18 protein-coding genes are annotated in these 22,584 nt (G+C 63.1%); 2 read left to right on the top strand and 16 right to left on the bottom strand.

What is annotated here, in order from left to right; translation table 11 throughout:
- Positions 1–2 precede the first annotated feature (2 nt).
- The 11 genes from VSR34_RS19750 to VSR34_RS19700 all read right to left on the bottom strand — a co-directional run bounded on the left by VSR34_RS19750 (position 3) and on the right by VSR34_RS19700 (position 14,905).
- Positions 3–1,589: a dipeptide ABC transporter ATP-binding protein gene (locus VSR34_RS19750; protein WP_342963263.1), complete on the bottom strand. Its 1,587-nt coding sequence runs from the start codon at positions 1,587–1,589 to the stop codon at positions 3–5.
- Positions 1,589–2,701 carry an ABC transporter permease gene (locus VSR34_RS19745; protein WP_342963262.1) on the bottom strand — a complete coding sequence of 371 codons (1,113 nt, stop codon included), beginning with the start codon at positions 2,699–2,701 and terminating at the stop codon, positions 1,589–1,591. Before VSR34_RS19745 ends, VSR34_RS19750 begins: the two co-directional genes overlap by 1 nt.
- Positions 2,655–3,710, bottom strand: a complete 1,056-nt coding sequence (locus VSR34_RS19740) for an ABC transporter permease subunit (protein ID WP_028214235.1) — start codon at positions 3,708–3,710, stop codon at positions 2,655–2,657. The genes VSR34_RS19745 and VSR34_RS19740 overlap by 47 nt, the downstream gene beginning before the upstream one ends.
- Positions 3,711–3,718: 8 nt before the next feature.
- Positions 3,719–5,548 carry an extracellular solute-binding protein gene (locus VSR34_RS19735; protein ID WP_342963261.1) on the bottom strand — a complete coding sequence of 610 codons (1,830 nt, stop codon included), beginning with the start codon at positions 5,546–5,548 and terminating at the stop codon, positions 3,719–3,721.
- A gap of 232 nt (positions 5,549–5,780) precedes the next feature.
- Complete coding sequence (locus tag VSR34_RS19730; RefSeq protein WP_028230836.1) at positions 5,781–8,537, bottom strand: TonB-dependent receptor; 2,757 nt, start codon at positions 8,535–8,537, stop codon at positions 5,781–5,783.
- Between the two features lie 284 nt (positions 8,538–8,821).
- Positions 8,822–10,027 (bottom strand): tetratricopeptide repeat protein, encoded by a 1,206-nt coding sequence (locus VSR34_RS19725; RefSeq protein ID WP_342963260.1) that lies wholly within the window; start codon positions 10,025–10,027, stop codon positions 8,822–8,824.
- Positions 10,028–10,041: 14 nt separating this feature from the next.
- On the bottom strand, positions 10,042–10,473 hold the full coding sequence (locus VSR34_RS19720; RefSeq protein ID WP_028214231.1) for a biopolymer transporter ExbD: 432 nt from the start codon (positions 10,471–10,473) through the stop codon (positions 10,042–10,044).
- A 9-nt stretch (positions 10,474–10,482) separates the two neighbouring features.
- Positions 10,483–10,905, bottom strand: coding sequence for a biopolymer transporter ExbD (locus tag VSR34_RS19715; RefSeq protein WP_028214230.1), 423 nt, complete (start codon positions 10,903–10,905; stop codon positions 10,483–10,485).
- Positions 10,906–10,915: 10 nt separating this feature from the next.
- The gene (locus VSR34_RS19710; protein ID WP_028230834.1) at positions 10,916–11,827 is read right to left on the bottom strand and encodes a MotA/TolQ/ExbB proton channel family protein; all 912 of its coding nucleotides are present in this window, start codon (positions 11,825–11,827) and stop codon (positions 10,916–10,918) included.
- Positions 11,828–11,902: 75 nt separating this feature from the next.
- Complete coding sequence (locus VSR34_RS19705; RefSeq protein ID WP_342963259.1) at positions 11,903–12,610, bottom strand: energy transducer TonB; 708 nt, start codon at positions 12,608–12,610, stop codon at positions 11,903–11,905.
- Between the two features lie 750 nt (positions 12,611–13,360).
- Positions 13,361–14,905 carry a methyl-accepting chemotaxis protein gene (locus tag VSR34_RS19700; RefSeq protein ID WP_342963279.1) on the bottom strand — a complete coding sequence of 515 codons (1,545 nt, stop codon included), beginning with the start codon at positions 14,903–14,905 and terminating at the stop codon, positions 13,361–13,363.
- A 466-nt stretch (positions 14,906–15,371) separates the two neighbouring features.
- Between VSR34_RS19700 and VSR34_RS19695 the strand changes: the two genes are divergently transcribed.
- Together VSR34_RS19695 and VSR34_RS19690 are read left to right on the top strand one after the other, a co-directional pair.
- Positions 15,372–16,055: a helix-turn-helix transcriptional regulator gene (locus VSR34_RS19695; RefSeq protein WP_342963258.1), complete on the top strand. Its 684-nt coding sequence runs from the start codon at positions 15,372–15,374 to the stop codon at positions 16,053–16,055.
- A gap of 249 nt (positions 16,056–16,304) precedes the next feature.
- On the top strand, positions 16,305–16,967 hold the full coding sequence (locus VSR34_RS19690) for a TetR/AcrR family transcriptional regulator (protein ID WP_342963257.1): 663 nt from the start codon (positions 16,305–16,307) through the stop codon (positions 16,965–16,967).
- 32 nt (positions 16,968–16,999) lie between these two features.
- Here VSR34_RS19690 and VSR34_RS19685 read toward each other — a convergent pair whose 3' ends face one another.
- Genes VSR34_RS19685 through VSR34_RS19665 form a run of 5 tightly spaced genes read right to left on the bottom strand, consistent with a single transcriptional unit; the run spans position 17,000 to position 22,570 of the window.
- Complete coding sequence (locus tag VSR34_RS19685) at positions 17,000–17,254, bottom strand: hypothetical protein (protein ID WP_028230831.1); 255 nt, start codon at positions 17,252–17,254, stop codon at positions 17,000–17,002.
- Positions 17,255–17,277: 23 nt separating this feature from the next.
- Entirely contained in the window at positions 17,278–18,069 is a 792-nt protein-coding gene (gene fabI, locus VSR34_RS19680; protein WP_342963256.1) for an enoyl-ACP reductase FabI, read from the bottom strand.
- A gap of 4 nt (positions 18,070–18,073) precedes the next feature.
- Entirely contained in the window at positions 18,074–19,252 is a 1,179-nt protein-coding gene (locus VSR34_RS19675) for an acetate/propionate family kinase (protein ID WP_342963255.1), read from the bottom strand.
- Between the two features lie 4 nt (positions 19,253–19,256).
- The gene (locus VSR34_RS19670; protein WP_028214225.1) at positions 19,257–20,195 is read right to left on the bottom strand and encodes a phosphate acetyltransferase; all 939 of its coding nucleotides are present in this window, start codon (positions 20,193–20,195) and stop codon (positions 19,257–19,259) included.
- A gap of 32 nt (positions 20,196–20,227) precedes the next feature.
- Positions 20,228–22,570, bottom strand: coding sequence for a DUF3141 domain-containing protein (locus VSR34_RS19665; RefSeq protein ID WP_342963254.1), 2,343 nt, complete (start codon positions 22,568–22,570; stop codon positions 20,228–20,230).
- Positions 22,571–22,584 lie beyond the last annotated feature (14 nt).

Raw genomic sequence — 22,584 nt, 5'->3', positions numbered from 1 at the left:
GACTAAGCCAGCAGCGATTGCGTGTAAGGATGAAACGGGGCGTGCAGCACGTCGTGTGTGTCACCCTGCTCGACGATACGGCCCGCTTTCATCACGATCACGCGATGCGCCATTGCGCGCATGACGGCCAGATCATGCGTGATGAACAAATAACTCAGCTTGTACTTCTTCTGCAAGTTCGTCAGCAGCGCAAGCACCTGTTTTTGAATCGAGACGTCGAGCGCGCTGGTCGGCTCGTCGAGCACGATCAGCTCCGGCTCGACCGCCAGTGCGCGCGCAATGGCGATACGCTGGCGCTGGCCGCCCGAAAACTCGTGGGGGTAGCGCTGCATCGAATCGGCGGGCAGGCCCACTTCCTCGAGAAGTGATGCAATACGCATGCGCCGAGCCGCGCCGTCGATCGCCGGCCTGTGCACGGCCAGCCCCTCCCCAACGATCTGCTCGATCGTCATGCGCGGAGAAAGCGAGCCGAACGGATCCTGAAACACCACCTGCATACGCGAGTACAGCGCGCGGCGCGCGCCCGCCTTGCGTTGCTCCGAAAGCGCGATGCCGTCGATGCGGATCTCGCCCGCCGCCGCGCCCTTCAGCCCGAGCACGGTGGCCGCAAGCGTCGATTTTCCGGAGCCCGACTCACCGACGATGCCGAGCGTTTCGCCGCGCCGCAGACACAGATCCGCTTCGTGCAAGGCACGGAACGTCGAGCTGCCGAACAGCGAGCGCCAGCCCTTCGCCGCCGTGCGGTAGTCCACGGCAAGGCCCTTCACTTCGAGAATGGGCGGTGCATCCACCGCGACCGGCGCCACCTCGCGACGCGGTTCGCTGTCGAGCAGGCGCTGCGTGTAGGGATGCTGCGGGTTGGAGAAAAGCGCTGCGGTCGTGTTCGTCTCGACGAGGACGCCCTTTTCCATTACCGCGACGCGCTGCGCAAAGCGCCGCACGAGGTTCAGGTCATGCGTGATGAGCAATATGGCCATGCCACGCGTCGCGGCCTCCTGCTCCTGCAGGTCGATCAGCAAATCGACGATCTGCTGGCGCACGGTCACGTCCAGCGCAGTCGTGGGCTCGTCGGCGAGCAACAGGCGCGGGCGGCACGCGAGCGCCATCGCGATCATCGCACGCTGACGCTGTCCGCCGGACAACTGGTGGGGAAAGCTGTCGATGCGGCGCTCCGGTTCGGGAATGCCGGTCCGCCGCAGCAACTCGATACCACGCTCACGCGCCGCGTCGGCGCTCAGCCCCTCGTGCAGGCGCAGGCTTTCGGCAATTTGCTTGCCGATCGTATACAGCGGATTCAGGGCGGTCATCGGCTCCTGAAAGACCATGGCGATATCGGCTCCGCGAATGCCGCGCATCTCCTGCTCGGTTTTCTGCAGCAGATCCTCGCCGTCGAACAGCATCCGCCCAGTGAACCTTGCGTGCTCGACAAGGCCGAGGATCGACAGCGCCGTCACGCTCTTGCCCGAGCCTGATTCGCCGACTAGCGCCACGCGTTCACCGCGTGCAATAGAGAGATTCAGCTCGCGCACTGCCTGTTTCTCGCCGAAGCGCACGCTGAAACGCTCGATTTCCAGCAAAGGACGATTCATTATTTACCTCCGCCGAATGCCGATCCACGCCTGCGCGTATCGAGTGCGTTACGCAGTGCATCGCCCATGAACGTGAGCAGCAGCAGCGTAATGACGAGCGCCGCGAAAGCCGAGAGCGAGATCCACCATGCCTCGAGATTGTTCTTGCCCTCTTGCAGCAGTTCTCCAAGGCTTGGGGTAGGCGGCGGCACACCGAGCCCGAGGAAGTCCAGACTGGTGAGCGAGAGAATGGCCGCACTCATCCGAAAAGGCAGGAACGTGATGACCGGCGTCAGGCTGTTGGGCAACACGTGGCGCCACATGATCTGCCAGTTCGAGAGACCCATCGTTCGCGCCGCCTTCACGTAGTCGAGCGACCGGTTGCGCAGGAACTCAGCGCGCACGTAATCGGAAAGCACCAGCCATCCAAACATCGAAAGCAGGATAAACAGCAGCCAAAGCGTAGGCTCGAAAATCGAGGCGAAGATGATGAGCAGGTAGAGGTCGGGCATCGAACTCCAGATCTCGATGAGCCGCTGCCCGATGAGATCGGTGCGTCCTCCATAGAAACCCTGCACCGCGCCCGTCAACACGCCCAATGCGACGCCGGACACCGTCAGCGCCAGGGCCATCAGCACCGAAAGCCGGAAACCGTAGAGCAACCGCGAAAGCACGTCGCGGCCGAACTGATCGGTGCCGAGCCAGTTCGTGGCCGAGGGTGCGGACGGATACGGTCGAGCCGCGAAGGAGTCGATTGTGTCGTAATGAAAATGATTGGGCGGATAGATCGCGAAATTGCCGTTCGATTCGAGGCGCTGCCGGATATACGGGTCGAGGTAGTTGGTCCTCGCCGGAAAGTCGCCACCGAAGATCGTCTCCGGATAATCCTTCACGATCGGGAAGTAGTATTGACCGTCGTAACGCACGACGAGCGGCCGGTCATTGGCGAGCACCTCGCCGAGCATGCTGATCGCAAACAGCGTGACGAAGATGACAAGGCTCCAATAGCCGAGCGGCTGTGCGCGAAAGCGCTGCCACGTACGGCGCCAGGGCGAGACCGACGGCGCGTGCGCAACGGCGGCAGTTTCAGCGGTCCAGGCGGTGGAACTGGATGCGGGGGTCGACGAGGACATAGCAGACGTCAGCAATGAGTTTGGTTACGAGGCCAATCAGCGTGAAAAGAAACAGCGAGCCCAGCACGACGGGGTAATCGCGGCGGATAACCGAGTCGTATGAGAGCTGGCCCATGCCGTCCAGTGAGAACAGCGTTTCGATCAGGAGGTTGCCGTTCAGGAAAGCGCCAATGAACGCGGCGGGAAGGCCCGTGACGAGCGGAATGGCCGCGTTGCGCAGTACGTGCTTCCACAGCACGTCGCGCTCGGGCGCGCCTTTTGCCCGCGCGGTTAGCACGTACTGGCGGCCGATCTCTTCGAGGAAGGTATTCTTCGTGAGGATCGTGACGATCGCGAAGTTCCCGACCACCGAGGCCGTCACCGGCAGGACGATGTGCCACAAGTAGTCGAGCACCTTACCCGCGAGGCTCAGGTCCGCGAAATCATCGGACGTGAGGCCCCGCATGGGGAACACCTGCCAGAACGAGCCGCCACCGAACAGCATCAGCAGGAGCACGCCGAGCACGAAGCCCGGCACCGCATAGCCAGTGAGCACGAGCACGCTCGTCACCGTGTCGAATCGCGACCCGTTGCGCACCGCCTTGGCGATGCCGAGCGGCACGGATATCACATAAGTTAGCAGCACTGTCCACAAGCCGAGCGTGATGGAAACCGGCAGCTTCGAGCGGATCACGTTCCAGACGCTGTCGTGCTGGTAATACGACTGACCAAGATCGAACGTTGCGTAGTTCTTGAGCATGAGGAAATAGCGCGTGAGCGGAGGCTTGTCGAAGCCGAATTCCTTCTTGATCTGCTCGATCTGTTGCGGATCCACGCCCTGGCTGCCGTGATAGCCGCCACCGCCTGCGCCGGTCTCGCCGCCGCGCGTCGCATTGCCATGGCGCAGTTGCGCCATGATCTGTTCGACCGGGCCGCCGGGCACGAACTGCGTGACGACGAACGTGAGCGTGACGACGCCGATCAGTGTCGGCACCATCAGCAATAAACGTCGAAAAATGTAGGCGAACATGGTGATCCTCAGTGGGCAGCCGCTTGCGCGGTCTGGGCGACTTGCGCATTTTTCGGCTTGCGATACCAGTAGTCGACGATCCAGTCCTGGGCTCCGAACGATACGGGCACGACGGACGGATAGCCGAGCGACGTCTTGTATGCGATGCGTGCGTTGGGCGCGTAGTACTCCGTCACGAGGTAGTACTCGTTCATCAGCACACGATCCAGAGCGCGTGTGGCCGCCTCGAGATCGTCGAGCGTGTTCGCGGCCTGCACCGCTTTCACAAGCGCGTCGACGGCCGGCGAGCGCACGCCCGGATAGTTTTCCGAGCCGACCTCCGAGGCGGCCGCGCTGCCAAAGCGGCGTGCAAGCTCCGCGCCGGGGATCGTCACGGGGCTGTAGAGCCAGGTAGTCATGTCGTAATCGAAGTTGTCCAGGCGCTTCTGGTACAGCGCGCTGTCGATTTCACGCAGATGCGCGCTGATGCCGAGCGTCGCGAGGGCCTGCGTATAAGGGAGGATCACGCGGTCCATGCCCGGCTGGTCGTCGAGGATCTCGATGTTCATGGGCTCGCCCGCGGCATTGCGCAGCGCGCCGTCACGGTAATGCCAACCGGCCTGCGCAAGCAGATCACGCGCCTCCCGCAGATTGCCGCGCAGCGAATCGGGCGGCAGCGTCGTAGGCTGCTTGATCATCGGCCCGAACACTTCCGGCGGCAGGCTCGCGCGCCACGGTTCGAGCAGCTTCAACTCTTTCTCGCCCGGCATGCCGGTCGCGCCGAACGGGCTCGCCTCGAAATAGCTGTGCAGGCGCAGGTACTGACCGTAGAACATCATGCGGTTCATCCAGTCGTAATCGAACGCGAGAGAAAGCGCGTGGCGCACGCGCACGTCCTGGAACATCGGCTTGCGCAGATTGAAGAGCATGCCCTGCATCTGTGCCGGACCGTCCGGGAAATTGGTCTGCTTGAGCATGCCGTTACGGAAGTTCTTGCCCACGTACTTGCGCGCCCATTGGGTCGCGCTGTCTTCCACGTGCACGTCGGCATCGCCGGCCTTGAACGCCTCGAGTTGCGTGTAGAGGTCGAGGTAGAGCTTGAACGTGATGCGCTCGAAGTGGTACATGCCGCGGCGCGTGGGCAGATTGACCGCCCAGTACGCGGGATTGCGGCGATACGCAATCTGCTTGTCGTTCTTGCGTTCGGCGATCAGATACGCGCCGCTCGCAATGGGCGGCTCGTTCGAAAGCTGGTCGAACGGAACGCGCGTGCCGTCGGGTTTCATCCCCCACTTCGGCGAGAAGATGGGCAAGTCGCCTGCAATGAGCGGCGCGTCACGCTCCGCGCGACGGAACTCGAACCGGATTGTCGAGGCGTTCACCACGACCGCGTTCTTGATCACCGAAAACTGCGCATTGAAGAGCGGCGAAGCCTGAGGGCTCGTGAGCGTATCGAACGAATATTTGACGTCGGTGGCCGTTATCGGATCGCCGTTCGAGAAGCGCGCAGCCGGGTTGATATGGAACGTCGCCGAAGCCAGGTCGGGGGCGACGTCAACGCTATCGGCGATCAGCGGATATTCGGACGCCAGTTCGTCCCAGCTGCGCTGCATCAGCGTGTCGAACATCAGATTCTGGATGTCCGGCGCGGGTGCGCCTCGCACGAGGAAAGGATTCAGCGAATCGTAACTTTGGAACTCATTGTAGTTTTCGAAACTCAAGACACCGTTCGAGGGCGCATCGGGCTCCGCGTAGTCGAAATGGGTGAAGCCGGCGGGATACTTCGGCTGGTCGTACTGCGCGAGCGCCGTAGCCGCTCGTGCCGGCACCCCAGCAAGCGCACCCATACCCACTGCCATGACCAGTGCGCAAGCCGCACCCGACCAATGCGGCGACAATCGTGACAAGCTCAACTTCTTCAATCTCATCGTCTGTCTGCATGAGGACGTACACCGGCGTATGGCCGATGCACGGTTCGTTTGTCCGACGTGGCAGGGGTTTGCCGCCGTCGCTCGCCACTACAGGAAACATTCGAGGCAGGCGGCCTTGGCCGCCTGCCTCATCAACTACTCACTACGTTGCACCGATCGCTCAGAACTTGTACGTCGCTCCGATCTGCGCGAAACGGCCGATATAGTTGTACAGCGACGTGTCGTAGCCCGTCTGGTCGAGCGCGCTGCTGGCAAAGATCGGATCGAACGGAGGCGTGCGGTTGAAGATGTTGTTGATGCCGCCGTAGATCGTCCAGTGCTTGATGCCCGTGTAGGTGACCATCAGGTTGAACTGGCTATACGAACCTACCTTGTCGGCAACCGGCGTGGGCGCCGCCACCGAAAGCGTTTGCGCGTACGGGCCCGTGAACATCCACGTGAGCGCCGCATTCCAGCCGTGGTATGCCCAGTCGAGCGTCGTATTGCCCTTCCAGCGCGGGAAGCTGCCGCCGAACGGCTGCGTGATCGTGAAGTTGTTGCCCGCACCGTTGATGGGACCCGTCGACTGTCCGAGCGTGAAGTCCTTCACGTACGCCCAGTCGGCCGTCAGCGTGAACGTGCCCGCCTTCGTCGGTAACGCCTGGCGGAAGGTGCCTTCGAAGCCGTTCGTGTCGAGGTAGCCGAGGTTCTCGTACGGGAACACTTCATAAACCACCTGACCTTGCGCATTCGTCACGACCTGCGACGGCGAAGCCGCCTCGCCGATGACGTGATCGACACGGATCTTGTACCAGTCGAAGCCGAAATCGGTCGTGCGCGTCGGCGACGTCTGGAAGCCGAGGTTGATGTTGCGCGTGCGTTCCGGCTGCAGGTTCGGATTGCCCTCGGTGATCGTGGTGACCGTGCCGGTGGCCGACTGCTGGATACCGAGCGTCTGCGAGGTGCTGTTCTCGACGAACGTCGGCGCGCGGAAGCCGCGGTTATACGAGCCGTACATCGTCAGCTCCTTGACGGGCTGATAGCGCAGGGCGAAGCGCGGCGAGAACGCACCCCCGAAGTCGCTGTAGTGGTCGTACCGGCCCGACTGACTGAACGTCAGGTTGTGGATGATGGGCACGTCGATCTGGTAGTACACCGCCGCGACGTTGCGCTGGCCGTTGACGGTCTGCAGCATCGGGTTCGCCACGAGGCCCTGGGAAAACTCCGCGCCCGGGTTGATGACTTCGCTCTGGTGCAGGAACTGGGCGCCGAAGCCGACACCGATATCGCCCGTTGGCAGATGGTACAGATTCGGCGTGGCGAGCGTTGCGTCAACCGTATCGAGCTTCGAGATGCCCTGGTTGTTCGCATCCATGTACAGGCCGTTCAGGCCGTTCGGCGTCGACGACGGATTGGCGAAGTTGAACGTGCCGTTCTGGTAGATGTTATTGAGCGTCGCAGCATTGAGCTGGTTCGTGTAGGTGTTCGAAACGTTGCTCTGCGAGTGGCTATAAGCAGTCGACCAGTCCCAGTCCCCATACTTCGGCACCGTGAACGAACCGCGAATGCCCGTGGACGCCCGCCAGAAGTTCGCGTACGTCTCTTCTGCCACGGTACGCGGGAACGAATAGGTGAGCGGCGTGTCCACGCCATACGGATTGTACGGGTTGCTTGCGGGAACGACGTTGTTGAACGGCGTCAGACCGACGCCCGGAGTATAGGTGAGCGTCGGGGTTTGCGGGCTGCCGACGATGTTGTTCCAGAGACCGTCGTTCGTGGTCGTCTGGGTGTAGCTTTCCCACAGATCGGCAAAGGCAGTGGTCGTGTCGTCGACTTTGAAGTCGGCGTGGACCTTTGCGCTCGCGCGCGTCGTCTCCGGCGCGATCGACATGCCGTTGGCGGTGTTGAACGCGCACACCGTGCCGCCCAGCCCAGCAGCCGCGCCCAGGAAATTGCTGCCGGCCGGATGGACGGAGCCGCCGTATGGGCACCCGCTCAACGCCTGTGCGGTGTTGGGCCCCGTTTGCCAATAGGACGGCGCGAGCAGCGAGAGGCCGCCCGGCTTGTTCGTGAAGTCCTGCGCCGCCGTGGAATCGCGGTCGGCCAGCGTCGAGCCCGCCGAGTGATAGACGCTCGCCGATGCCGTGACGTTGAAGCGGTCCGCATTGAGGTCGCCGAAGCCCGCCAGAACGCCGAACTTCGTGGTGCCGTTGCCGCCACCGTCGCTCACCGAACTGCCGTAGCTGCCGTCGAGTTGAAGGCCGCGGAAATCATGCTTCGTGATGATGTTGACCACGCCCGCAATGGCGTCCGAGCCGTACTGCGAGACGGCGCCGGTTTTCACGATCTCGATACGATCGATGGCGTTGAGCGGGATGGTATTGAGGTCGAAGAAGCTGTCGGTGCTGTTCGAATAGAAGGCGAACGGCGCAACGCGCTGACCGTCGACGAGCACGAGGGTGTACTTCTCGCTCAAGCCGCGCAGCGCGATACCCGCCGCGCCGGCTGCGAAGTTGCCCGCCTGGCCTTCGCTCCAGCTATTGGCGGAGTTGGCCGAGACTGTGCGCAGATAGTCGGCCACGGTCGTCGCGCCGCTATTCTGAATGTCTTTCGTGGTGATCGTTTGCACCTGCTGGAAGCCCGTCTTGTCCGATTGCCGGATCAGCGAACCGGTCACTTCGAACTTCTTCAGCTGCTTGACGGTGGCTTTGTCACCCGTCGTGGCGGCTGCGCCGCCCGTGCTGTCCGCACCCGTCTGCGCGCTCGCGCCCGACTGCTGCGCGGACGCTGGCGCCGTTGCATTATCCGCTGCGATCGCCGCGCCGCCGTTGGTCACGGGCTGGCTCTGCGCGAACGCCGGTACCGCAAACGCCGCTGAAAACGCCAGTTCCGCCCAGATTATTCTTCGAATGGCAACCGCCAATGCTCTTTGTTTCACAGTTTCCCCTTCTCTCTCGTCGGTCACGTCTACTTCGTTATGCGAAGCAAGGTCTCGTGAACCCCCGCATTAGATTTGACGACGCTGTCGCATCGCGCCACTTTTTTACCTGGATTCGCCCTCCCCAGGGCTATTCCATTTACAGCCGACCACTTGCCCCCACAACTTCATGCTGCTTCACTTCCGTTACATCCACCCCTGTCGAGCCAGACCGCGCCACTTTTTAATACGCATACCTAAGCACCTGTCGAACTTTTACGCGTTTTCGAGGTTCACTCACGCGCTCACGGCTTCGACGCCACCACCACCCAGAGCTGCGCCAGATCAGCGCTGCCATCGTTGCCTTGTACCGCCTTGAAAGCCTGCACGGCTCGCGCCTTCTGCCCCGAGGCAAAGTAAGCCTCGCCAAGGCGCAGCCGTGCCAAATCCTGGTGACCAAGGCCGCCCTTCGCTATGAGCGATTCCATGGTCGCGAGACCTTGCTTCGCCTGCCCCGCATACACCTGATTGAACGCCGCATCGAACGGTGCGACGGGATTGGCCGGGTCGGGCGCGGCATTGGCGCGCTTCGCGGCCAGTGCCTGCAGGCGACGTTCGCGATCGGCCCCGGCATCGCGGCCGAGCACGCCGGAGGCGAAACCCTGATCGATGATCTGCTTGCCTTCGGCCGTGGAGCCCGCAACGATCGCCAGTTGCGTCATCTCCATGTAGTCGTCGGCGCTCGTAAGCGAACCCGTCGCGCGACGCAGGCGATACGTGTCGAGATCGAGTGCGCCGAGATAGCCGGGCTTGCTGCGAATCGCGTGCAGCAGGTCATCCCAGTACGACTGTTTCGGGTGGTAAGCCACGAGCTTTTCGAGCGCGCCGCGATAAGCTTCCTGGTCGTTCGCATGCTGAGCACAGGTGCCTAGCAGTTGCAGCTGCGCCTCATCCGGCGCATGACCGCTGCGTACCTGGGCTTCGACGCTCGCATTGAGCAGGCGCGTCGCGCTGGCGTAGTCGCCCGAGAGATAGTACGACTCGATCAGCAGCGTGGCCATCTGCGGGTCGCCGCCGCCCGCCTTCTGGTAGCGCTGCGCGACCTTGATCGCCTGGGCATAGTTCTTCTGCTGGAAGTAAATGCCCGCGAGCGCCGCAGTGGTGCGCTGTGCGTCCTCGCCCTTGAGCTGCCCGTTCGCGAGCAGCGATTCGTACGCCTGGGCAGCCACGCCGTTCTGGCCCGCCGCCATGGCCGCTGCGCCGCGCATCTCTTCGACCATGTACGTTTCGTACGGCGACTTGTTAGGTACGGCCGCGGCCTGCGCAATCTTGTTGAGCGCGTCCTCGTAGTGGTGCGCGCGGTACAGGTTCTGCGCGTCGTTCAGCGGCTTCGCCACATCGGGACGCAGCGTGTCAGCGGCCCGCGCCGCTGTCGGAACCATGCTTAGCGTCGACAAGCCGCTCACTGCGAGCGCAAGCGCCGCCTGCCTGAATCGATAAGGAATGCTCATGGCTCTCGAATGCCTCACTGCATGTACTGTTCGTTGCCGATCAAGCCGATCTTTGTCGCGCCTTCGCGCTGCGCCGCCGCCATCACTTCCGCCACGTCCTTGTACGGCGCCAGCCGGTTCGGACGCAGGTGAATCTCCGCCTGCTCCGGTTCGGCCGCGACCTGCGCGAACTTGCGCTCCAGCGTCGCCTGATCGGGCACCGGGGTGCCGTTCCAGGTCAGGGTGCCGTCGAAGTCGATGTCGATCTGCACCACCTGCGGCTGCACGGCCGGCGGCGGCGGATTGCCCACCGGCAGGTTCATCTTCACCGCGTGCATCTGGATCGGAATGGTGATGATCAGCATGATCAGCAACACCAGCATCACGTCGATCAGCGGCGTGGTGTTGATGTCCACCATCACTTCGGGTTCGCTGCTGCCGCCGCCCGACGATACGTTCATGCCCATAACCGCCCCTTAACCGCCGCGCGCCGGCGGCTCCGTAATGAATGACACTTTCGCGATTCCCGCCCGCTCGCACGAAGTGATCACGCGCCCGATGGCCTCATAGCGCGTCGCCTGGTCGCCGCGGATATGCACTTCCGGCTGCGGCGTCTGGACGGACGCTGTCTTCAGACGTGCCAGCAGCGTCGGTGCATCGACGTGTTGCTCGTACCAGAAGAAGTCACCATCGCGATTCACCGCGATCTCGATGCTCTTCGGCTGCGTCTGCAGCGGCGTGACCGTCTGCTTCGGCAACTGGAGCTGCACCGTATGCGTCACCACCGGAATCGTGATCAGAAAGATGATCAGCAACACCAGCATCACATCGACGAGCGGCGTCGTGTTGATCGCCGAGATGACCTCGTCGTCGCCCTCGCCTCCCACGCTCATGGCCATGGCGTGCTCCTCAGTCGGCCATGACGGCGGCGCGCGGCGCGCTGCGCGCGACGCGCTTGCCGCCAGCCAGCAGCACCGTATGCAGTTGCGCGCCGAAGCCGCGGACACGCTCCATCACCGCCTTGTTGCGTCGCACGAGGAAGTTGTAGCCGAGCACCGCCGGCACAGCCACGCCCAGACCGATGGCGGTCATGATGAGCGCCTCACCGACGGGGCCCGCGACCTTGTCGATCGAAGCCTGACCTGCAATGCCGATGGCGGTCAGCGCGTGATAGATGCCCCACACCGTACCGAACAGGCCGACGAACGGCGCGGTCGAGCCCACGGTGCCGAGGAAGGCCAGACCGTCCTGCAGGCGGTTGGACACGTTGGTGATCGCGCGCTCGACCGAAACGTCGATCCACGTGTTGCGGTCGACGGCTTCGAGCAGCGCTTCGTCGTGATGCTCGCCGGCCTCGATCGCGGTTTCCGCGATGAAACGGAACGGCGAGGACTCCTCGAGCTGCTTTGCGCCTTCAGCGAGCGACGGCGCGCTCCAGAGCTGCTCGTCGGCGCTCTTCGCGCGGCGGTTGGCGCGGAACTGCTCGAAGAACTTGGTGATCATGATGTACCAGCTGCCCATCGACATCACCACGAGCAGCAACAGCACGAAGCGCGCGACGAAGTCGCCGTTCTTCCAGAGCGCGCCGAGACCGTACGGGTTCGTGACCGTCTCCGAGGTGGCAGGTGCCGGGGGCGGCGCCGGCTGGTCCGCGCTCGCAGCCGGTGCCGGCGCGGCGACTGCCGCAGTGGCGGGCGCCGACGCAGCGGCCACGGGGGCGCTAGCCTGCGCGTTGGCAAGCCGCGGGGCGACAAAGGTATCGACCGTGGCTACGGCGATCAACATGCTTGCCGCGAGTGCGGCGTAGGAACGCTTTTTCATGCCTGCTCCAAATCATCCGTTGAACAACTAAAAATCCGGGTATTGACTCGCCACCCGATGACTGCAGTCCGCGCGTCAGTTGAGACTGAACGAGAACGGAACCTGAACGCGTACCGGCTGGCCTTGCGAAATACAGTTGAACTTCTTGACCGCGTTGAATGCAGCGGCATCCAGGCTGTCGTCGTTGGCCGACTGCACCACTCGCTCGTTCGTAACGTGACCTTGCGGATCCACCACGAATTCAATGAGCACGTCGCCGGTCACGCCGTTGTCCTGTGCCTCCTTCGGATAGCGGATCGACGAACGGATCTCATCCGAGTTGGGACACACGACGCCCACTTCGTGGCTCACCGGCTTCTGCGCGGGTGCGGGCGGCGCAGGCGGTGCGGGCGGCGCGGTGACAGGCGCGCTCACCACGGGTGCGGCCGTATGCGCGATCGCTTGCTGCGGCGGCGCCTGCACCGGCACTTCGGGAGGCGGCACGAAAGGCGGCGGCGGCGGCGCGAACTTCGGCGGCGGCAGTTGCACGGTAGGCAGCGGGGGCGGCGGCGGCGGTGCGACGGGCTGGATGATCTTCGTTTCGATCGGATGCTGGATGACCTGCACGACCTTGTTCGCAAGACCATTGACCAACGCGTAGATGAGCACGATGTGCAAAACGATTACTGCGCCAATTCCGCCGTAGCGGCGCACAGGATTCTGCTGCGTACGCCCGAATTCGCGCGGGCGGCCTGGACCGCCCGACCGCGCGCCTTGAACTGGCGCTCCCACTTGCACTTTCATCACCACCTTCGCTCCCTCGGCGCAGTACGCCCAATCCTGCCGCAAAAAACCCTGGTCACGACATGACACCAAGTCCCGCATGACAGAAACCGACTTGATGCGAAATTACATTCGCACTACGAATTACAAAATGTAGCCCACGCGGCAATTTCCTGGCCGTTCAATAACCCGCAATGCTTCTTTGCTTATCGTTAATCGATAGTTGTACTAACTCGATACATTTCGCTTCGGCACCAACACGGCCGACTATCCGTCATTTGCCTTCCGCCTGGACGCCATCAGGGGTCTCGGACCGCCAGATCTATGTGTCAGTTTTGTTGAAGCGGATCGAAGATAGCAAAAAAAAATGCCGGTGAGAAAACTTTTTTTGATGGAGCAATATTATGTTTAGGTATTCGCTCTCTTATTGAGAATGCCGGCACCAACGTGGTTCAAGCGCTTCCCGGTCGATCATCGTAATGGTGCAAATATCCATTAATTACAAAATCATTATTTAATGATTTCACGTTTACAGCGTTAATTCAGGCGGCTCTGATGGCGGCACATGCGAACGTTTCGTGAGAGTGTGCAGAGCGTCGATGCGTGCCCGCACGCTTGCGGGCACGCATCGAAAGAAGGGAGATTGGCGTGCGCACCAGCAATGCCTGCTGCGGCACGAAGCACCAGCTTTCAGATAAGCGGCCAGATGTCGGCCATGGATCCTCACATCGCCCCGGACGCCGGTCCGCGAGCGACGCGACAGGCGAGCGACTATACGAACGCAGCCATCGCCTCACGCAAGCGCTGAGCGCGGTCCCGCAGGCTCTCTGCGGCGGCGGCCGATTGCCCGACCAGCGCCGCATTGTGCTGCGTCGTCTGGTCGAGCTGCGCTATGGCGAGATTGACCTCGCCGATCGAACTGGACTGCTCGCGGGTAGCGGAGCTGATTTCGTCGATCATCGACGCAACACGCGCAACGTCGGCAGTGATTCCGTCGATCGCAACACCCGCGCGATCGACCAGCCCGCTGCCTGCTTCGATTTTCTCGACGCTTTCGCCGATCAACGCCTTGATCTCCTTCGCGGACTGGGCGCAGCGCTGAGCGAGCGTGCGGACCTCGCCGGCGACCACCGCGAAGCCACGACCGGCCTCACCGGCGCGGGCAGCCTCGACTGCTGCATTCAAGGCGAGGATGTTGGTCTGAAAGGCGATGGTGTCGATCACGCCCACGATCTCGCCGATTCTGCGCCCCGACGACATGATCGTCGCCATGGTGTCGATGACGTGACGCATCGTCTCCCCGCCGCGCGTCGCCGAATGACTCGTCGCGCCGGCGATCGTGCTTGCTTGACTGGCCGTTTGCGCGTTGTTGTCGACTGTGGCCGTCATCTGCTCCATCGCCGCCGCCGTCTGCTGAAGACTCGCGGCGGCCTTCTCGCTGCGTGCGCTCAAATCGAGGCTGCCTTGCACCATTTCGTCGCTCGTCGTCTGCAAGCCCGCTATCTGCTCGCCGATGTCATCGGTGAGAGAACGCAGGTTCAAACCCGCTTGCGCGACGGCGCGGGCCAACATCCCGATCTCGTCGACACGATTGAGTCTCAAGTCCTCGCTGGGCTGCCCCGCTGCGACTCTAAGTGCCTGTCGCAGCACCTTTTCGATTGGGCGCGACACCTGCGCCTCCAGCCACCACGCTGCGAGCGACAGAATGACCAAGGTTGACGCGCCCAGGCCGGCGAGCGCGCCGCCGCGAAGCCCGAGCCCATAGCCGCTCAACGCGAGCATCGACCCCGCAGCGAGCAATGCGATATTCATTCGCGAACGCAACTGCACCGTTTGCAGTGCCGATGCCCAGCCGCACAGCCCGCTTCGCACGATGAGGCCGCGATAGAATTTGCGGCTTCCGGCTTTCCCCTCACGAAAACGCCTGTACCAGTGGTCCGCGACTTCGACATCCTTGCGATCCGGCGGCGTGCGAACAGACAGGTACCCGGCGAGCTTGCCGTGGCGCACGACCGGCGTGGCGTTGGCGCGCACCCAGTAATGGTCGCCGTCCTTGCGCCGGTTCTTGACCAGCGCGCTCCACGACATCCCCGCGCGCAGCGTCGCCCACATGTCCGCAAACGCTTCGGGCGGCATGTCGGGATGCCGCAGGATGTTGTGCGGCTCGCCGATCAATTCGCTTTTTTCGAAGCCGCTGACGGCAATGAAACTTGCATTGGCATAGCGAATGTGGCTCTGAATGTCGGTAACCGACATCAGCGTCATATCCTCCGCGAGTGCGTACTCGCGCTGTGTAACCAGACCGTTGTCACGCATGATCGAGTTCTTCTCTCTCCCTGCTATCGCGGATGTGACGCGAGTGATATCCAACCATTCTCCGGTGTGAGCCCGGCCGCCAGAACGAGTCGCATCTCCGGCGGCTCGCCTGCATTGTGGGTGCCCGAAGGACGAAACAACTTGAACGAAACTGCTGCTTTCACATAGGGGAAACCCTTCTTTCTCGAAAGCGAGGTATTGCTTTTTTATTTCTGCGATGGCCTGATAGAATTCCGCGCCCGCGCGGTGCAAAATGCATGAACGACTCGGCCACGCGGGTTCGGCAAGCTCGAAAAACTCTTTCGAAATACTAACGACGCACTCCATGCCGCGTGTCCGGCGTCGGGCGTCGGCGGATTGAGCGAATCGGTTTATGGACAATACAGTTGCGTCTCTTTCGATCTTGTCGGATCGCATCATTTACGCTTCACCCGACTTCGCGGCAAAGGCGACGTCGCGCCCTGTCATGGTTCTGGCAGTGTGTACCCGGGACGCGCTGCGGCTTGCGACGGCGCAGGAGTGCCATACGGGACGGATCCTCCTCGTTGCACCTAACGTCAGTCGCTCGATCGATGCAAGCAATGCAGGGCTTTACACTATTCAGCTGGAATTGACGAACGCTTTTTCCCACCACCTGCTCAAGCACGTATTGAAGGGAAGGCAAGTCGTCGATTTATCGGGGCTGGCCGACGATCTCGTGATCGGAACCGCCGAAGCGGCGCTGGGTCAGCCACAAGACTGCGAACGCATGCGCGCCGGCTCGGAGCAGATTCTGAGCGCGCTGTTTCCTCTGGCCGCAAGAACGCACGCGATCGATGCGCGCGTCGACGCGGTCGCCTCCTGGCTTTCGACGCACGTTCCGGTGCGCACGAATCCGCCGCAACTGGCCCGCGACTGCGGATTGTCGGAGAGCCGCCTGGCGCATCTGTTCGCGTCTGCGACAGGGAGTTCGATTCGCGAATATCTGCTCTGGGTGAAAATGCGCAAAGCGGCAGAGCGCTTCTGCGCAGGGTCGACACTCACCGAAATAGCCCATGACACCGGCTTCTCCGATCTCGCGCACTTGAGCCGGACATTCAAGCGTTACTTCGGCCTCACGCCTTCGTTTCTCGCTAACCCCGCGCATGTGCGGTTGCAGATCGGCAACTGACCTGCTCGCGACGGAAGTTTCACCGCGATGCGCTGACAGGCATGCGGCGTCAAGCCGTTTCTCTCACGCGGGTAGGCCATGGCAGAATTCGCGTGCGAAACTCGAGTCGTTCGCGCGGCATACGTCTTCATACGAGAGCACGCGTAAAATCGATAGCCAAAACGCCACTTCTCGTCAGGATTGCGTATGCCAGGATCGCACGATGATCATCGCCCCCGGGTAGCGGCCGAGCGTCGCCGGCGCATGCGCATGCGGTTGCTCGAAAGCGCCATGATCGTGTTTGCACAGAAAGGCGTGGGTGCAAGCGTCATCGCCGACGTCGTCGCAGCAGCCGAGGTATCCAAGGGGTCGTTCTACAACTACTTCCGCACCAACGAGGCGCTCTTTCAAGCCCTTGCTGCCGAGTTGAGCCGGGACATCGTGAAGATGATAGAAGCGGCGATATCCAACATCGAGGACGATCCCAGTCTCAAGGTCGCCACCGCATTCCGATGCTATCTGCACCTGATACGGTCTCACGCGCTGGTTGCGCAGTTCGTCGCCGGTGCGGGCTTGCAGTTGGTGAACCGCGACAGCGGGTTGTACGACTACCTCCCTCGCCACCTCAGGGCGGGGCAAAAACGAGGTCAGTTCAATGGCGGCGCGGTGGGGACGATGATCGATGTCGTTACCGGCGCCGGCTTGATGGCGGTTCATCGCATGGTCGCGGGCGGAACGTCTCGTCGTTACCCGGAGCAAGTGGTCGGACTAGTCATGTGTGCGCTCGGCGTGACGCCGCAGGACGCCGCCAGATTGATGGCTTTCCCCCTGCCCCAATTGAGCGTTCCGCCGGATTCGCTGCTGGCCCGCGCAAAAGGCAGCGCCTTGGCGCGCGACCCTTTACAACCGGGTCCGGACCGCGCCGCCGAGTGATCGTTGTTCCGCGTCGCGCCGGGCCATGCCGCTCATTCTGTACGGGCCGTCATGATGACGGCTTCGACGGTGCGTTCGTTCCAGAAAACTCGATGGATCCTCGCCTGCAGGATTCGCAGTGCTTCGGGCTGAAGGTCATTGAACGCGAGCAGCACAGCCGGCCGGGCTCCCGTCCCTGCAATTCGCTCGATTGCCGCAAATGGCGGAAAGCCATAGTGGCTCAAAAAGCCCGCGATATCTTCGTCGGATACCGCATCCTCGATGGGTTGCAGCAAAAGCTGAGTCACGATGTCACTTCTCCCGTACAACGTCAGGCCATGATGTTCACGCCGCCGTCGACATACAGCGTCTCGCCCGACACCCTGTGTGCATACGGCGTGGCGAGGAACGCGCAGGTATAGCCGACGTCCATGATGTCGACGAGTTCGCCAAGCGGTGCGCGGTGCGCCGCCTCGTTGAGCAGCAGCCCGAAGTCCTTGAGCCCGGAAGCGGCGCGCGTCATCAGCGGACCCGGCGATATGGCGTGTACGCGAATACCTTGCGGGCCCAGTTCGTAGGCGAGGTAGCGCGCACATGCCTCGAGCGCCGCCTTGACCGGCCCCATGACGCTGTAGTTCGGCACCACCTTGCTCGCGCCGTGATAACTCATGGTGAGCAGCGTGCCGCCCTTGTCCATGAGGGGCGCGGCCAGCGCCGCCATACGCACGAACGAGTGGCACGAAATATCCATGGCCCGCGAAAATCCCTCGCTGGAGCAGCGCAGCAGGCCGCCCTGAAGATCGTCTTTCGGCGCCCACGCAATGGAGTGCAGGACGATGTCAAGACGTCCCCACTGCTGCCCTATGCGCGAGAACACGCTCTCCAGCTGGTTCGCATCGGCGACGTCCAGCGGCAGCAAGAGTTCGGCCTGCAATTCCTGCGCGAGCGGCTCGACCCACGACCGGCTCTTCTCCGTGGCGTACGTGATAGCGAGGTCCGCGCCGAGTTCGCGGAACGCCTTCGCGCAGCCATACGCGATCGAATGCTCGTTGGCAATGCCGGTGATCAGCGCCTTCATGCCCTTGAGCACAGGGCCGCTGTGTCCGCTCTGTTCGGTTGACATCGGCTTACTCCAGGACAGCGCGCGTATGGCGCGCGATCATCAGTTCTTCATTGGTCGGAATGACCCACACCGGCACGCGGCTCGATGCGGCGCTCACGAGCGGACCACCGTCGAGATTCGCGGTCGCATTCAGCTCGACGCCAAGCCACTGCGCGCGCCGCACCACGCCCTCGCGGATGGCCGCTGCGTGCTCACCGATGCCACCGGTAAAGACCACCGCGTCCAGCCCTTCCATTGCCGCAGCAAGGGAGCCGAGTTCGCGGCAGATTCGGTACACGTAGAGGTCGATCGCGAAGCGGGCCCGAGGATCGGCGCTTTGCAGCAGCGTGCGCATGTCCCCGGAAATGCCCGATACGCCGAGCAGTCCGGAATGGTGATAAAGAAGGTCTTCGACGGCGCGCGCATCCATGCCGCGCTCTTCCATCAGGTACAGCAGGACACCGGGATCGAGATTGCCGCAGCGCGTGCCCATGGGCAGTCCGTCGACGGCCGTGAAGCCCATCGTGCTGGCCACGCTCTTGCCCGCCACGAGCGCGCACATGCTCGCGCCGTTGCCGAGGTGCGCCACCACGGTGCGCCCGGCCGCTGCCGCCGGCGCAACGTCGGGCAGCACGCTCGCGATGTATTCGTACGACAGCCCGTGGAAGCCATAGCGGCGCACGCCCAGGTCCGTAATGGCGGCCGGCAGTGCAAATGCCTGCGCCACGTCGGGCTGGGTACGATGAAACGCCGTGTCGAAGCAGACGACCTGCGGCACTTCCGGATGCATCTGTTCGATCAGGCGTACCGGCTTGAGATTGTGCGGCTGATGCAACGGCGCTAGCGGTGCCAGCTTTTCCAGTTCGTCGATGACACCGGGCGTCACGAGGACGGGACCGTCGAAACGCTGCCCGCCGTGGACCACACGGTGACCGACGGCCGCGAGCGTGTGCCCTTCGCGGTGCTCGCTCAGGAATACGGCGATCTGCTCCAGCCCGTGGCGATGGTCCAGTTCCTCGCTCGCGGTCCATTCCCTCGCGTGGCGCACGCCGTGCTGGTCCAGTGCCTCGAACCGGGCATGGTCGGTATACAACCCATCCACCTGACCGTGTACGACGAGATCAAGCGCCGCCCCACGCTCTTCGAACGTGGAGAACTTGATACTCGATGAACCGGCATTCACGACGAGAATCACGTCTGCCATGGCATCAACCCTCGATATGTCCGGCCGCCAGCCGCGCACGCGCGACGAGCATCGCCACCGCGCACGAGGCGAGGCGGGTCATGACCGAATCGGCCCGGCTCGTGAGGATCACGGGCACGCGTGCGCCCAGCACGATGCCCGCCGCGTCGGCGCCCGCGAGGAACGACAGGCTTTTGGCCAGCATGTTGCCCGCCTCGAGGTCGGGGACCATGAGCACGTTGGCGCGGCCCGCCACCGGCGAATCGATGTGCTTGATGCGTGCGGCCTCGGGATCGATGGCGTTATCGAGCGCGAGCGGACCATCGACGAGCGCGCCCGTCACCTGCCTGCGATCCACCATCTTGCACAGCGCAGCGGCTTCGAGCGTCGAGGGCACTTTCGGGTTCACGGTCTCCATGGCCGAAAGGATGGCCACCCGCACCTCCGGAAACCCGAGCGCATGACCCAGATCGATCGCGTTCTGTAGGATGTCGATCTTCTCTTCGAGCGTCGGCGCGATGTTGACGGCCGCGTCGGTGATGATGAGCGGATCGGCGTGGGACGGCACGTCCATCACGAAGCAGTGACTGATACGGCGGGCGGTACGCAGCCCGGCGTCGCGGCGCACGACCGCTGCCATCAGTTCGTCCGTATGGAGGCTGCCCTTCATGAGCGCCTGCGCCTTGCCTTCGCGCACGAGCTGAACGGCCTGGGCCGCAGATGCTTCACTGAACGGCGCATCGACGATCGGATAGTCGGCGATGGAGAGGCCGCATTCCGATGCGACCGACAGGATGCGCTCGCGCGGACCGACGAGCGTGGGCGCGATGAGCCCCTGCCGCGCAGCGTCTATCGCGCTCTCTAGCGAACTGGCATCGCAGGGGTGGGCCACCGCGACGGGCAGCGGTGGCAGCGCCTGGCATTCAGCGATGAGGCGGCGGTATTTGATGTGGGTGGATTCCATGGAAGCTCTGCTCGCGAACGGTGGGTAGGCGCTCAGGCCGCCGAGGCCTTGACGCGCGGCGTGCGCGGCTTGCGGGCGGGCGTTGCCACCGCCGCAGGCGCGCCGAGCACCGCACGGATCGCCTGCATCGCCTGTTGCTGCTGCTCGGTCGGCTCGATGGCAAGCACGCGCCGGTCGGCCAGCAGCTTGTCGAGCAAGGTCAGCAACCGGTTGCGGTCTTCGGGAATCGCGAGCAGGTCGGGGAGCGTTTCCATTGCGCGCTGCGGCTCGAACGTCGCAATGAGCTCCTGCTCGCCGCGAATGCGGCGCCACTCCGCGGGCGGCAGCGCGGGCAGGTAATCGGCATATTCCTCTGCCAGTTCGCGAACCGTCTCGATGCGCGAGAGCGGCAGCGGCTGCCCCTTGGGCGCAAGCAGAAACGCGGTGCGTGCGACTGCCTCGTCGTAGCCGCCCTGACTGATCGTGGCCAGCGCTTCACGAACGAACGGCAGGCTGCGCGGGTCGGCGCTCGTCGCGGCAGCTTCGCCGTGCTCCTGCGGATGACCGAAGTGGTGCAGTCCGAGAAGATTCGCGTACACCGAGAAAAACAGCGCCTCGACGCCCGCATCGCGTACCGCGCGGTAGTGATCGAGCGAAGCACTGAGCAGTTCGGAGCCGCGCCGCTCGACCTCGCGCCACGGTTCGATGTCGTCCGCTTGCGCACGGCTTGTCCTGACCGCGTCGGCGACAGGGGCCAGCGCGGCGAGCCACGGATTCAGGTCCGAGAATGCCCAGCGCTCGAAGCGCAGCGGATGGAAATCGCGCAGCAGCCGTGCGGTCGCCTCGTTCGAGGCCCACTGAACAAACGGTTGCGCGAACAGTTCATAGGCCCGCTGATTGAACTCCGACACCGCGGCCACGGCCTCGAACGGCTTTTCGTCCTGGCGTTGAAAAGACGGATTCAATTGCTCGACGGCTTCCTCGAGCCGATACTCCTTGAGCGAGACGTCGTATTCGATCTTGCCGTCCGGGCCCTTCACGTCCTTGATGGACATGCCGTAGAGGCCCGGCGCGAGCGTCTCGATCGTCTCCAGCACGTTGAATATCTGCGTGTATTCCTTCTTCGCCACCTTGCCCGAAACAAAGACGCCGAGATGGCCGACATCGCCGTGCGTCAACGCGACGATCACCTGACCGCGCGCCTTGATCTCTTCCGTGCTGCCGTAGAGATCGGCGACCCAGTTGAACGCCTGCTGTACCGGCGTGATGTTGTCGCCCATCGAAGCAAACAGGATGATGGGGACGCGGATGTCGCGCAGGTCGAACGACTTGCCCGACGGACCTCGCACCTGCCCCGACCACAACCGGTTGCCGACGAAGAGGTTATGGGTGATCCACTCGATCTCTTCCCGGTTCATCAGGTAGTAGCTGCCCCACCACCGCTCGAACTCGATAAAACGCGCCGGCTCCGTTTCGATATTGGCGAACACGTGATAGTACTTGTCCCACCACGTGTTCGCGGGGTTCAGATACTCGAAGTTGCTGACGAGGTTCGCGCCATCGAACTTGCCGTTGCCGAGATCCGCAGCTAAAGAGGAAAGCCAGGTGCCGCCCAGCATCCCCCCCGCGTAACGCATCGGATTGGGCGCCTCGCCCTCGTTCCATGCCCCGCTCCAGTAAGACATCGGAGCGCCGTTGACGACGACGGGGCCGGTATCTTCGGGGGAGGAACTGGCGAGCATCATCGCGGCCCAGCCGCCCTGGCAGTTGCCGACCACCGCGGGCTTCGGGCTGTCCGGATGCAGTTCGCGCACCTTGCGCACGAACTGCTGCTCGGCTGCGCACACGTCGAGCAGCGTCTGCCCGGGTTCGGGCTCGCGGAAGAACGCGACGAAATAGACGGGGTGTCCTCCGCGCAGCGCAACGCCGACCTGCGAATCGTCCTTGAAGCCGCCGATGCCCGGACCGTGCCCGGCGCGCGGATCGATGATCAGATAAGGGCGCTTCTTCACGTCGATCTCGACACCTTCCGGTGCCTTGATCGCCAACAGCACGTAATTGACCGGACGCTCGAACTGCCTCGCGTCGAGCACCACGTCGTAGTCGAAGTGCAATGCCGGCTTGAATCCCTGGCCGCTGCGCTCGATGAACTCGTTGCCGCGTTGGCGCAAGGTGTCCCAGAACAAGACCGAGCGCTGCGCGACATCGACTGCGTAGCGCCACGCAGTCGGGGCATCGAACTGCTCAGGGTGCAGAACGGGTCCACTGTCACCGCTTATCGCTTCGCGCGCTCTCGCCCCGAAACGTTCCTGCCCCTCGCTCAGGCGCTTTCGAAGCAGTTCGAAAATCTTCAACGCAATCTCGTTGTTTCGGGTCAGCTCTGTCACCGGATCCATCTGCGGATCTCCTT

Origin of the sequence: Paraburkholderia sp. JHI2823 (assembly GCF_038900695.1) — a bacterium.
Lineage (GTDB): Bacteria > Pseudomonadota > Gammaproteobacteria > Burkholderiales > Burkholderiaceae > Paraburkholderia > Paraburkholderia mimosarum.
The sequence above is the reverse complement of the archived record's forward strand: the minus strand, read 5'-3'. Positions and strand labels throughout refer to the sequence as shown.

Excerpts from the sequence above, each read along its gene's own strand:
- VSR34_RS19725 (WP_342963260.1), bottom strand. The coding sequence starts at position 10,027 with ATGAGCATTCCTTATCGATTCAGGCAGGCGGCGCTTGCGCTCGCAGTG.
- VSR34_RS19705 (WP_342963259.1), bottom strand. The coding sequence starts at position 12,610 with ATGAAAGTGCAAGTGGGAGCGCCAGTTCAAGGCGCGCGGTCGGGCGGT.
- fabI (WP_342963256.1), bottom strand. The coding sequence starts at position 18,069 with ATGTCAACCGAACAGAGCGGACACAGCGGCCCTGTGCTCAAGGGCATG.
- VSR34_RS19675 (WP_342963255.1), bottom strand. The coding sequence starts at position 19,252 with ATGGCAGACGTGATTCTCGTCGTGAATGCCGGTTCATCGAGTATCAAG.
- VSR34_RS19665 (WP_342963254.1), bottom strand. The coding sequence starts at position 22,570 with ATGGATCCGGTGACAGAGCTGACCCGAAACAACGAGATTGCGTTGAAG.
- VSR34_RS19710 (WP_028230834.1), bottom strand. The coding sequence starts at position 11,827 with ATGAAAAAGCGTTCCTACGCCGCACTCGCGGCAAGCATGTTGATCGCC.
- VSR34_RS19690 (WP_342963257.1), top strand. The coding sequence starts at position 16,305 with ATGCGGTTGCTCGAAAGCGCCATGATCGTGTTTGCACAGAAAGGCGTG.
- VSR34_RS19670 (WP_028214225.1), bottom strand. The coding sequence starts at position 20,195 with ATGGAATCCACCCACATCAAATACCGCCGCCTCATCGCTGAATGCCAG.
- VSR34_RS19720 (WP_028214231.1), bottom strand. The coding sequence starts at position 10,473 with ATGGGCATGAACGTATCGTCGGGCGGCGGCAGCAGCGAACCCGAAGTG.
- VSR34_RS19735 (WP_342963261.1), bottom strand. The coding sequence starts at position 5,548 with ATGGCAGTGGGTATGGGTGCGCTTGCTGGGGTGCCGGCACGAGCGGCT.
- VSR34_RS19750 (WP_342963263.1), bottom strand. The coding sequence starts at position 1,589 with ATGAATCGTCCTTTGCTGGAAATCGAGCGTTTCAGCGTGCGCTTCGGC.
- VSR34_RS19745 (WP_342963262.1), bottom strand. The coding sequence starts at position 2,701 with ATGTCCTCGTCGACCCCCGCATCCAGTTCCACCGCCTGGACCGCTGAA.
- VSR34_RS19715 (WP_028214230.1), bottom strand. The coding sequence starts at position 10,905 with ATGGCCATGAGCGTGGGAGGCGAGGGCGACGACGAGGTCATCTCGGCG.
- VSR34_RS19740 (WP_028214235.1), bottom strand. The coding sequence starts at position 3,710 with ATGTTCGCCTACATTTTTCGACGTTTATTGCTGATGGTGCCGACACTG.
- VSR34_RS19695 (WP_342963258.1), top strand. The coding sequence starts at position 15,372 with ATGGTTCTGGCAGTGTGTACCCGGGACGCGCTGCGGCTTGCGACGGCG.
- VSR34_RS19700 (WP_342963279.1), bottom strand. The coding sequence starts at position 14,905 with ATGCGTGACAACGGTCTGGTTACACAGCGCGAGTACGCACTCGCGGAG.